Genomic DNA, 12261 nt, shown 5'->3' on the forward strand with positions numbered 1-12261 from the left:
TCACCTAAAAGAGAGAACACATGGAATCCCTACAATTAAAAGCAGTTATCCTCGACTGGGCCGGAACACTAGTCGACTTTGGCTCTCGCGCTCCTCTGCAAGCATTTATACAGGTTTTTTCTGATGCGAGGATTTCTGTCAATGAGGCGCAAACCCGCATTCCAATGGGTACCGAGAAGAAAGAGCATATTCGCCGGATGTTACAACAGGAAGCCATTCAAGCTGCCTGGCAAGAAGAGTACGGGCGCTCATCCCAGGAATCCGATATCGACGATTTGTATCGTCAGTTGACCCCAATACAAATTCAGGAAATTGATAAACACAGCCAAATAGTGCCAGGGGCAGACAAATTATTTGTTCGTTTGCGTGAGCGTAATTTACGTATCGGCAGTACCACCGGTTATAGCCGCATGATGATTGAGGGAATGCTGGCAAACGCTCAACAACAGGGCCTGAGGCCCGACTGTGTAGTTGCTGCCGATGAAGCTGTAGGCGCGAGACCCGGACCGGCCGCCGCATTGAAGAACGTTATTGAAATGGAAATCCCCTCCGTCAGCCTATGTGTCAAGGTAGATGACACCGCTGCAGGCATTCACGAAGGGCGAAATGCCGGTATGTGGACCGTTGCAGTGGTGCTTTCCGGAAACGCCTCAGGATTATCCCAGGAAAGCTGGCAGATGCTCTCAGAGGAAGAGAAAAATAGTCACCGTACTAGCGCCTATCAAAAACTGGAGAATAGTGGCGCCCACTACTTGATAGACGATATCAGTAAGCTTGAACCTGTACTGGTCGATATCAATCGTCGGCTGGCCCTTGGACAACGCCCCTGATAGGCTATCAACCTGCAACAATAATTCTTCGGTAGCCCAGGCTAAAGACCAAGTTTAAGAACAAACCCAAGAGAAGTACTGTGTCCTCCAGTTACGATGATATCAAGTCCTATGTTCAATTGTTGATCACTAATAGTCGCCTGGCCGTCAACCAGAAATTACCCGCCGAGCGTGAACTGGCAGAGCAACTGCAAGTCACGCGTATTACCTTGCGCGACGGATTAAACCGCCTTGAGGGAGAGGGGCTGATCTACCGTCAAAATCGGCGTGGCTGGTTTGTTGCCCCAAATCGCTTCGTAATGAATCCAGCCCAAAAGGTCAATTTTAATTCCATGGCTTGGCAACAGGGGTTCAGCCCCACCACCAATGTGCTGGGATTTCGCAAACTGATCGTACGCCGCGCTATTTACTCGGTCTTTAGCTCCAGTAAAAGCACTAAGTATTTTGAGATGCGAAGAGTACGCTACCTAGACCAGCGGGCAGTTATGGTAGAAGAAAGCTATCTTCCCGCAGAGCGCTTTTCTGGATTATCTGACTCCGATTTATCGGGATCGGTTACAGAAATATTAAAAGATCGCTACGCGGTAACTATTACTCATGAGCGCTGTACCATTCAGGTTGCCAACTTGGAATTACAGTGTGCAGAGCCCCTTGGCATTCCCGCTGGCGCCCTAAGCCTGAAAATAATACGACTCCGCTTTGATTCCAGTGAGCATTTGGTCGATTACAATATTGAATACTGGCTACCTCATGCCATAGAAATGGAAGTCGCCACCCAGTAATTCCCTCCCTTACGGTCTTGCTACTTTTTTCTGGCTTTTACCCAAGGGGGTCGGTTAGTTGTTCGCTTTTAATTAACCGTCTTTTCTTTGCAGTATCTCAGTCAAAACCCCTTCATTGGCATTTAACAACCATTGTCTATCCTAATAAATCTGGTCTAGGCCAGATACAATTTAAAATACAGGATATTCGATATGAAGAGGCTCATCTCCTGCCTATTGTGGATCATGCTGGTTTCCAGTACCCAGTACGTTTTTGCCCAGAACAATAAGAAGGTACTTCTTATTGGCGTTGATGGGCTACAGTACGAAAAGCTAAAGGCCTTAGACACCCCCAATTATGACCGATTAATTTTACACAAAGCCTATACCGGTGGCATCAACGGTACCCCCAACCAGCAAGATACTAAAAGTGGACCTGGCTGGTCCACTATTCTTACTGGAGTTTGGGTGGACAAGCACAAAGTTGCCGCCAATGACTCTGGCCAAGCAAATGCTATATTTCCAAGTTTATTCAAGCGTATTAAAGAAGCGGACAATAACTTTTGGGTAGGCAGCCTATCGCACTGGAGCCCTATCAATACCAACTTCTTTACAGCTGACCTGGCGCAGGCCGATCTGGTTTTAAGTGGCCTTTCCGATGCGGATGTCACCGCTCGCGGAGTGCAGGAGATTTCTTCTGGCAAAGTAGATTTCCTATTCCTGCACTTGGATGATCCCGATGGTGCCGGTCATAGCTCTTGCTTTGGCGATCGCTATAACGAGAGCATTCACACAAGCGATACTCAGCTGGGTATGCTGCTAGATGCAGTCGAGTCACGTATTGCTCGCGGGGAGGAATGGTTGGTACTCGTAACCACAGATCACGGCCGTGATTCCCGTGGCTGCGGACACGGATCACAAACGACCAGTGAGAAAACTATTTTTATCGGCAGTAACCTGCCATTGAATGCCGAGCACAGTGAATATGTTGAGGATATCCACAATGAAGATTTTGATGGGATTTATGGCCATGCCGCACAAACTTCGATTGCACCAACGGTGCTCCGTTTTATGGATATCGACCTAAAAACGACCTGGAAGCTGGATGGTAATCCACTGATTGGTAGCCCTGGCATACGTAAATTGATATCGACCAATAATACAACGATTCAATGGTATTCAACGGATAGCGGTCCAGTTGAGATTTACCAAAATGATCAGCTTATTGATATAACGGATGCGAGTTTACAGAGCTGGACCGATCGCACAAAAGCCCAGGGAATCCTCGATTATGTATTTGTGTATAACAATACCCCGGTCGCTCTGCGAAAATCCGCTCTGGACATTATCGCCGGTCTCGATTGGAGCGGTTCGCGTGCTTACTATTTCCGAAGCGACAATCAATATGTACGCTATAACAAAATCCTGGGCAGGGCTTCTAGCGACTATCCACGCACAACGGATAATAACACTTGGCCTGGTTTGGGAGACTATGCCAACCTTATTGTTGCCGCATTTAAAACCAGTAGCGAAAAAGGTTATTTTTTCTTAAATGATGGGCGCTATTTACGCTACGATCTCGATAAAGATCGCGTGGATTCCGGCTACCCAAAGTTGGTTGATAACAACAGCTGGCCGGGTATGGCCACCTACGCCAATAAAATTCGCGCAGCCCTGAAGTGGCCCAATAATAAAGTATATTTCTTTCTCAATGATGGGAATTATTTACGCTATGACTTGGAAGAAGATCAGCTTGACAGCGGTTACCCTCAAGCTGTCAATGACAACACCTGGCCGGGACTCGGCGCCTATGCATCAGAGATTACTGCGGCCCACCAATGGAACTCTATTCGCGCTTATTTCTTCCTGAAAAATCAACGCTATATACGCTATTCCATCACCTCGGATCAGGCGTATAACGGATATCCACGAACAACCGACGATGACACCTGGCCGGGCCTGATGACTCCCTGACTGCCTACCAGGGCAAGCGGCTACCATCCCAAAAAAACAAATTGCCACTATCGGCCGGCGCCAGTTGTTCTACTACATCCACAATACGCCCGGCACTCAGTGCCGGGCTATAGAGTTTACCGGGTGCTAGATTCCCCTGAAAAGGTTTGGAGAGCACTGTATCTGTGGTTCCCGGATGGACTGCCACCACACAACTACTTTCCAGTCGACGCCCCCATTCAATAGACAGGTTTTTTATCAACATATTGAGCGACGCCTTGCTGATACGGTAACTGTACCAGCCGCCCAACTCATTATCGCCGATACTACCGACCTTGGCAGATAGGGATACCCACAGCAGCGGCTGCTTGCGCAGCAACTTCCTATCCAGTGCCTGGGCCAGGTGCAAGTGAGTGAGCAAATTGATGCGTATGGATTGTACCAGCCAGTCATCTTCACACTGGGCCAGGGATTTTTCCGGACCACGGAACTCATCGTGTAACAGCCCACAGCAGTTGATTACCCAGTCGGGCGGAGAGGAAAATTCAGAGAGAAAGGCCTTGACCGATTGAATCGAGTGCTCGTCCGCAAGGGATACTGTCAGGTGCCGGCGCTCACCCGCGTGCCCCGGCACCCGATCCACCGCAGCGCGGCTCAACGTGAGCAGCGCTATATCGGGATAGCGCCGAACAATTTCGGCGCCTATTGCGCGGGCCAGGTCGCCTGACGCGCCAGCAAGTAATACCGTCCTTGGTTGATCAAACATACCGGCCTCCATGCCGGATAGCTCGTGGGGTCTATTTTGCCTTTTTGCCGCCGGATTTTTTACCTGTGGCTTCCAGGGTCCCAGGTACTTCCCTGACCACACGCAACATGGGTTCATCGGAGCGGAAAATCAGGCCGTGAATTTCCGTAGTATTCTGCCCCTGCAATAACTGTTGCAGGTACTGCACAATCTGCGCGGAAATCTCCTGACCAGGCACCAGTACAGGAATACCCGGTGGGTAGGGCACAATCTCATCGGCGCTGGTGCGGCCGATCAGGTTCTGCGTCGCATCCACGCCGTTATCCATTAACGGAAGCTCTTCAGTCTCGGCAAAGTAGGCGTCTGCCGGCAGACAGGTAAAGCGGGTAAACTCCGGCAGTCGACGCGGAGTACCCACATGAATACGCTTATGGGTATTGCCCGCCAGTTGCTTGAGCGCATGAATCAGGCGCAACAATTTACTCTCGGTGCTGCCCAGAGTCACCAACACCGTGATGGTATTGTAGGTGGTCTTCTCCACCTGGATACCATACTGGTCGAACAGCTTGATCTGCATCTCATTACCCGAGTAGCCACTGCGGGAGATATCGATGGTCACCTTGGTGGGGTCCAAGCGAATATTGTCGCCGGCAAGTGGCTCGGCAATCAGATCGTCACGGGTTAGGGCGCGGAATACACCGGTTTCATTCACTGCGCGGCGCAGAGTTTCCACCATCTGTAAGCACTGCTTAAGACGCCCATAACCCTCCATCGCCATTTGCTTTCGCGCCACATCGAGGCTGGCGATCATGGCGTATTGCGGGCTGGTGGAGGCGTGCATGTTCAGGTTTTCGCGGAAGCGGAACTCGTCAAAGTCCGGGTCCTGCACATGAATCATACTGGCCTGGGAAAACGCCGATAGCATCTTGTGGGTGCTCTGGGTTACATAGTCGGCGCCACACTCCAGCGCGGTGGGACGCAGCTCAGGGTGGAAGAAACCGTGGGCAAACCAGGCCTCATCAACCAGCACCTTAACGCCCCGCTCATGGGCGTAGTCGATGATGGGCTTCAGGTCGTAACGCAGGCCATCATAGGTGCAGGACGTGATGACCAGTAGACGCGCATCGCCGTGCTCATCCAGGGCCGCCTCGATATCGGAGCGCTTCACCGGGCCATAGATACCGAATTCGGGGTGCAGTACCGACTTCAGGTAAACCGGCTCACAGCGATTCATCACTATCGCGTGGTGGACCGACTTGTGACAGGCCTGGTCGACAATAATCTTGCCACCACCGCCGAGGATCTGCTGAATCACTACCTTGTTAGCAGTGGAAGTGCCGTTGGTCAGGAAAAAAGTGTGGCGCGAACCAAAGGCCTGGGCGGCCAGATCTTGTGCTTCCTGGATCACCGAGTGTGGTTCCAGCAGGCTGTCCAGTATCTGCACCGAGACAGACAAATCCGTATTGAAAACGTGTTCGCCCATAAAGCGGTAGAAATCCCCCACCCAGGGGCTATTGCGCAGGCTGTCCCCTCCGGAGTGGCCCGGTGTGTGCCAGGCATCGCGCGCGGAGAATACGTACTCTTTCAAAGTATCGGCGAAGGGAGTGGAGGCCCGGCGGGCGATAAATGCCTGCACCAGACGGAACATATGGTTGAAGTTGCCCTCACGGCGGTCAAATAGTTCGTCGAAGCGCCTGCGCAGACTGGTCAGTGATTTGACGCCGCTTTTCCCTGCCAGTGGCGTACCACCGGCGACATCGCTTTGCGCCACCAGAAAAATATTGAGTTGAGAGCGAAGTGCATGAATCTGGTCAGCGAGCATATCCGCAGCTTCCAGGCCCTGGGCATCAGTACCCCCATCCACTATAACGGCCTGTAGACGCCCCTCTTCCAGCGCCAGCTGTTCCGCATCTGCGGGGATCACCGCTTCAAAAACCAGGCCGAAGGGATTCTCATGCAAAGCTGCGGTGCTGTTCAGGGCGCTGACCCAGTCTCCCGCCAACTTGCTGTCTGCACTCACCAGCGCCACATGGCATTCCAGCTTCTGTGCGCTGTGTTTCAGGTTGCCCAATTCAGGCATCTTCATGTCCAAACCCATATTCTTATCCACCAGCATAGCCCGCAACTTATCGGGGGCCGCCGCTTTAATTATTCAACTATTTGATTTTATTAACTTTTATTTAGTCCCCCGACAATCGCGGAGGATCTGGAATTCTTGGGTGAAAAACCAGAGGGCAAATACTAATAGAGAGGGCATCGGAATTCCGCGACGACAGCGCTTTTGGCGATATTCGCCAAAAGCAAGCTGACCGACCAGATCTATTGCCAAGGAAGAGTGGAAAGTTAGAACTTTGCGCTGCGCACACAGCCGTCGAATTCGAGGCAGTCCCTGACCCTGTGTCGCTGCACTTCGGGGAGCCGCTCTAGAGGGAAATAGGCTACCTCGGAGTGCTCATTCGACAGGGAGATATGCCTCCTGTCATCAAAGCGAGCGCGAAAAATAAACACATGGGAGTTATAAACTTTGTGGTAATAAACACCACTCAGGTACTCGATACACACCTCACGACCCAGCTCCTCCCGACATTCGCGCCGCAGGGCCTCGTGGATGGTCTCTCCCGGATCGAGAGCACCGCCGGGAAGTCCCCAGCTGCGATTGGCATAGGTGGCCAGCAACTGTAGGACTTCACCCGCATCATTGGTAATTACCGCGTGTGCGCTGAGCCGGTAGCTGTCTTCAAATCCCATCGATCCCATCCCTGACGATCCGATACTGATCTGACGATTCTATCTCTAAATGAGGGCTAGAATCCCTGAGCCAGGGTAAAACCAAAGCCCAGAGTCTGAACAGACTCATCGTAGTCGATCAGACTTTCGCCATAGCCATTAAAATAGCGGATGTAACCATCCACCCGGTCGCCCAGGGGGAAACCCCAAGTCAGCTCAACCGCACCGTGATTTTCCGAGCGCAAATTATTGCGCACCATAATCGCCACCGTGTGATCGCCGTCGCGATAGCGCCCACTCAGTTCAAAATGCCCTAGGTAGTGCTCGATATCCGGGTTGTCGTCATCCTCGCGCTCCTCCGGTATGCGATACCAGGGTTTAACACCGAGGGAAAAGTTATCCCGCTCGAACAGAAAGTTTGCGTATACCCGGTTCCAGCTGCGCGAGTAGGGTTCGCTGCGCCCATTGGACTGGTGATTAAAAGCGACCTGGTTGGCCACATTCTGCCAGCCAAAGAGGCTCCAATCATTGAGCCAGGTGAAAATCAGCTCCGGCTCGTGGTTGGTTTCGCGAAATGGCGAGGAGTTATCAGAGTTATAGGCCTGCCAAAAACTGCGGTTGGTGTAAGCCACACTCATAAATGAAGCGCTCCCCAGAAAACCCCGCCACACAGGTACCTGAACCGATAACTGGAATTGCACCTCTAGGTTATCCAGGTCGGAACCTTTGCCTTCATAATCGGACAGTCCCCCTTTTTCCGGGGATGGATTGTAGGTCAATGGCAGGATGTAATTGGTTTTGTGGGAAGCCAGGGTAAAGGGGTTACTGGCGGCATCGCGAATAGCCTGAGCCCGCCCCCCGAGCAACACTTGATCGGTGGGCAGCTCCTCGGAATAGGCTTCAACCACCGGATCGACTTCAAAAAAATCTTCCTCTATCCCCAGATCCGCCCTTAAGCGATTGGCACAGAGCAGTCGAATATCGCGCAATGTCGTATCGGCGGAGGAGATCAGCAACTGCTCGCGTAAGCATTGTTCCTGTTGCTGCTCAGACTCCTGGTCCAGTTCCTGAATCTCTACCTCTGTATCCCCATCGATACTGGCAAAGGCGACGTTAAACGTTAACTGAGAAGTCACAAAAAGTGTGATCGCCAGTGGCATACCCCATCGGGGACTGGATTTGATAAAAGGCAAAATGGTTCCCCCATAAGCACAAAAGTGACGCAAGCTTACACTGCAGTACTGTAAAAATCCCGCTATATCATTTTCCAGGCACTCTCTTAAAGCCCTGTTACAGCCAGCATCCTAGGATGCCCACTGGGATTGGAAAGTTCAAAAGAGTGAGAAAAAGTACGTATTTTGGAGGTTTTTTTGAAGTGAAAAATTCAACCGGCACCCTTATGTACGAAGCGCCAACGAATAATCATTATTCACAAGGCCGATATAGTAGGGGTGTTCACTTTCAGGGACATAAGTGAACACAACCCAGGGTAAATATTAGAAGAGCAGACTGGTGAGACTGGGCGACCACTCGAGGTCTCTTAGGCGAACTTGCCACAGGCGCCCGGTGCTGGAGGGCCAATCATAACCGACCAACAAACTGCGGTTGTCCACATAGCAGTGGGCATCACGCTCCGCCTCGTCCCCCTGGTAGATATAACCGCTGATATCTGGCCCTAGATCCTGCGCCCGCTGGCTTGCCGAATCGCCCGCCATGACTCGCGCAGTACGATGACTGATCCTCGGAGCCAACAACTTGCCTCGCTGGGAAGGATCAACGATATCAGGAGAGACCACTTCCAGGCCCTCCCGGTGCTTCACCAGTGTTTTCAGTAGAGGCCCCATAAATACCCGCATCAGGGGAAACAGTAGGCGGTTGTCCCCACCTAATCGCAACGCCTGTGGACCGTTGGGTCCACTCCACTTGGCTTCTATTTCATCGCCTAACCGGGGAGAATGCCCCTCGGCAGGGCATAAATGATAATTGGCACTGACCTCATCGACCTCATCACGCCAATTTAATTGGCACTCACTCACCAAACCGCGGCTTAATACCGCAAAGACCTCTATGCCGAAGCCCTGATCACCCACAAGCCTCTGGCTCACCAGAGAGCGGCGACCCTGAGCATCAAATCCCAGTTGCCAACTGTCTTGGACAGGCATTTCTCGCCCGTCACAACTGTAGTGATAACGCCCTTGTGCAAGGGTTGAATTTAAACGCATTACAGATTTCCTCCCTGCTCACTGCATGCACCAGACCGACGGTTCAGTACCCAAAAAGTATTGCACAAGGAGCATTGCGCACGCCGGCTTTGGCGCCACATTTAGCAAAAAATTGGGGCGCCTATTAAGCGTTTTTAAAATACATTTTTATGAAATTGATGTACCCACTGATCGCGGAGCAGGATAAACAGAAAATTACAGCAGGTAACATTTGCTTGCACAGACAGTGGAAAACGTAAAAATAGAGAAGCCCATATCGGCGGAAGTAAAGATCTAAAAACCTGAAAACATCTTCAAGCCAATCCCAGGTTTGTGATTGACCAGAGTGTAGCCATCACTTCGGCGCAGCCTGCACAAACGCATTCTTGTGCCGGATTTTTAATCCCCAGCTTATACCCCTACTTGATTAATTGCTGTAGAGAAATGCCAAAGTTATCGCAAACGACGTTCAGCCTGTGAATACCGACAGGAATAACGCAAAAAAGCCAACCGAATCAGTCCGTAGGAATCTTAGGCTTTACGCCCTAGAGTGTAATCCCCAAAGAAATACTGGCTTCTCTTATTAATAAACGGTATTAAATACATAACTTTACTCAATAACCTGATAAAAATGAGTGGCCAATATGCCAACCTTTGCCTACCAGTCCATAAATTCGAGCGCCAGTACCAATCACGGCGTTGGTGCCTCCAACAGCCAACATTTCACTCGTGTGACACATAACCATCAAGCCGCCAATCAGGACTCCTGGCATTTGGTCATGCCTACTGCCGATAGTGTGGAACCTCATGTTCCTATTTATGGCCCGGCCCAACTGGTAGCACAAGCACCGCGGGGGCATATGGCCAGGGGGCAACACAGTAACAGTCAATTTCTCAGTATGATTGAAGGCAAGGCGCGCCAAACCCATCAACACCTCTATCGCTCCTTCGGAAAACCCTGCGATCTATTGGTTTATGGCGAGATGAATGGCTCCAACAGCGAGTGGAGCACCATGCAGCAGCACGCTGGAGGCTTAGTGGGAGCGAGATCTACCGGAATGGCCTGTAACAGTTTTAGTGTACATGCAGCCAATACCTTGCAACACCAGATACTCAATTCCGGTATGGGTTGGATTGCGATTAAGACCGGTAACGTCAATGCTGTATTTGTACATGTTCCCAATAGGATTGCCAGAAATGAAGGGGAGGCAACGCTTTTTTACCAAAACATCAATAATTTCCTCCTCCAACAGGGGCACGGCGGTATCGATCTCGTAATGGGGGATACCAACCAGGGCAGTACCCGTTTTACACCCACTGTACTCAGCCAAGCGACGGGGAATGATTTTCTCGATGCGCACTCCGGTAATGAAGTGACACCATCAGACGCATACCAGCGCAGTTTTTCCGGCACCAATAGCACTGCCAGTAAAAAGTATGATGTGGCCGTTTACAATACGGCGACAATCAAAACCATTAATGTGGACTACATCTCACAAAGCACCGCCGTTAGTGTGAATGGTGCAAATATGGCTGCGGCAGTCACTGATCACATGGGTATTTTTATTGATATTACCAAGTGATCTAAAGTGACTTAGGAAATCCGTAATCCGGGATTAACCATCAACAATAATTTCCTCATGGCCGAATCCATTACTGGGCATTCCAGCAAAATATTCGGCCGAGGAATCGATAATCACACAAACCTTAATGGCGTGAACAATCGCGTTAAGCTACCGCTACCTGCGGAGCTTGTGAAGTAATCCACTTCATGAAGTTACCGGTTTGCTGATTGTCATACACAGCACTTTCATGCAAATCATTAACCACTTGCGCGGCGCGCCAGGCAGAGAGACTCAGCTGCGGCTCGGCAATACCATGACTGGTGCGACCGGTACCGAGGAAATAGAGTCGGCGCCCACTTTCATCACCAGACAGTTTTGCAGCAAAAGCATCATCAAGTAACAAGCGCCCCTCCCCATCCCGCGAGATTCTTTCCTGTAAAGGCGCCAGGCACGGTGGTAGCGCTTCGCACAAGCCAGTACACAAAATTACCACGTCAGCATTAATCCACTCGGCACCGTCAGCATCACCCAACAAATGGTTTTCCAACTGCAACTGGTAGTCGCCGCGGTGAGACATATCCACCAGCTCGCGATTGGGCATCAATGCCACACGTTCAGCATCTTTATCCAGGTGGACAAGGCGATAAAACTGCTGGTAAAGCTCCTTGAGGGTATCTGGAGAAATTCCATCGGAAGCCAGCTTCTGTTCAGCAACAACCTGCTCACGACGCTGTGGGCTCAGCTGGCGGAAAACATCAACATACTCTGGGGTAAACCAATCATTAGTGAAAGGCGTTTCATCCAGTGGCAAATAATTGCTACGACGGGAGACCCAAGTGACCTGTTGAGGGCGGCCCCATTGTTTGCACAGAAGATTAATCACTACTTCTGCTCCCGTCTGCCCACCACCGATAACGGCGACGCGCTTACCACTTACATCCGGATTGCGCAGGGCAATTTCCAGTGCATGGAAGCAATTATCAGACAGCAGTGGACGGCTGCACTCAGGGATATTTGGTTTTTTACCCGCAGCGATGCATAGATTCTTGGCAAGAATCTGTTCACGGCCATTCGGCCCATGAACATCCAGCTCAAAGAAATCACCATTATCCACTACGCTTTGCACACGACTGCTCATCTGAATAGAGTCCAAACGGCGCGCAGCCCAAGCCAGATAATCGGCAAACTCACGCCGTGTCACAGTGCGCTGTTCCGCATGGAGGAAATCATAAAAACGTTTGTTTTCCACCAGATACGCGAGAAAGCTATAGGGATTGGTGGGATCTACCGGTGTTACCAAATCCTTGAGGTAGGAGGTCTGCATCATAGCGCCCGGCAGCATCAACCCCGGGTGCCAGGAAAATTCCGCTTTGGCTTCAAAGAAGCGATGACTCAAGGATTTATCCCGCATTAAAGCGGCAACAGCCAAGTTGAAGGGACCGGCTCCGATACCGGCGAGATCTAGGAAATTACTCATGA

10 protein-coding genes are annotated in these 12261 nt (G+C 51.0%); 4 read left to right on the forward strand and 6 right to left on the reverse strand.

What is annotated here, in order from left to right:
- Positions 1–20 precede the first annotated feature (20 nt).
- The 3 genes from phnX (at position 21) to Q1A69_RS12300 (ending at position 3565) form a co-directional block, all read left to right on the forward strand.
- Positions 21–830, forward strand: a complete 810-nt coding sequence (gene phnX, locus Q1A69_RS12290) for a phosphonoacetaldehyde hydrolase (protein WP_299585691.1) — start codon at positions 21–23, stop codon at positions 828–830.
- A gap of 80 nt (positions 831–910) precedes the next feature.
- Positions 911–1612: a UTRA domain-containing protein gene (locus Q1A69_RS12295; RefSeq protein ID WP_299585693.1), complete on the forward strand. Its 702-nt coding sequence runs from the start codon at positions 911–913 to the stop codon at positions 1610–1612.
- Between the two features lie 192 nt (positions 1613–1804).
- Positions 1805–3565 (forward strand): alkaline phosphatase family protein, encoded by a 1761-nt coding sequence (locus Q1A69_RS12300; RefSeq protein ID WP_299585695.1) that lies wholly within the window; start codon positions 1805–1807, stop codon positions 3563–3565.
- Positions 3566–3569: 4 nt separating this feature from the next.
- Here Q1A69_RS12300 and Q1A69_RS12305 read toward each other — a convergent pair whose 3' ends face one another.
- The 5 genes from Q1A69_RS12305 to Q1A69_RS12325 all read right to left on the reverse strand — a co-directional run bounded on the left by Q1A69_RS12305 (position 3570) and on the right by Q1A69_RS12325 (position 9238).
- On the reverse strand, positions 3570–4310 hold the full coding sequence (locus tag Q1A69_RS12305) for an SDR family NAD(P)-dependent oxidoreductase (protein ID WP_299585698.1): 741 nt from the start codon (positions 4308–4310) through the stop codon (positions 3570–3572).
- A gap of 31 nt (positions 4311–4341) precedes the next feature.
- Positions 4342–6405, reverse strand: a complete 2064-nt coding sequence (locus tag Q1A69_RS12310) for an aminotransferase class V-fold PLP-dependent enzyme (RefSeq protein WP_299585700.1) — start codon at positions 6403–6405, stop codon at positions 4342–4344.
- Between the two features lie 227 nt (positions 6406–6632).
- The gene (locus Q1A69_RS12315; protein ID WP_299585702.1) at positions 6633–7037 is read right to left on the reverse strand and encodes an NUDIX domain-containing protein; all 405 of its coding nucleotides are present in this window, start codon (positions 7035–7037) and stop codon (positions 6633–6635) included.
- A 56-nt stretch (positions 7038–7093) separates the two neighbouring features.
- A complete protein-coding gene (locus Q1A69_RS12320; protein WP_299585704.1) occupies positions 7094–8209 on the reverse strand; it encodes a phospholipase A in 1116 nt (371 codons plus the stop codon).
- Positions 8210–8512: 303 nt separating this feature from the next.
- Complete coding sequence (locus Q1A69_RS12325; RefSeq protein WP_299585706.1) at positions 8513–9238, reverse strand: hypothetical protein; 726 nt, start codon at positions 9236–9238, stop codon at positions 8513–8515.
- A 623-nt stretch (positions 9239–9861) separates the two neighbouring features.
- Between Q1A69_RS12325 and Q1A69_RS12330 the strand changes: the two genes are divergently transcribed.
- Positions 9862–10800, forward strand: a complete 939-nt coding sequence (locus tag Q1A69_RS12330) for a hypothetical protein (RefSeq protein WP_299585708.1) — start codon at positions 9862–9864, stop codon at positions 10798–10800.
- 145 nt (positions 10801–10945) lie between these two features.
- Here the strand turns inward: Q1A69_RS12330 and Q1A69_RS12335 are convergent, their stop codons facing one another.
- Positions 10946–12259 carry a SidA/IucD/PvdA family monooxygenase gene (locus Q1A69_RS12335; protein WP_299585710.1) on the reverse strand — a complete coding sequence of 438 codons (1314 nt, stop codon included), beginning with the start codon at positions 12257–12259 and terminating at the stop codon, positions 10946–10948.
- Positions 12260–12261: the final 2 nt, after the last annotated feature.

Source organism: uncultured Microbulbifer sp., assembly GCF_947498635.1.
In the GTDB taxonomy this organism is placed as follows: Bacteria; Pseudomonadota; Gammaproteobacteria; order Pseudomonadales; family Cellvibrionaceae; genus Microbulbifer; species Microbulbifer echini.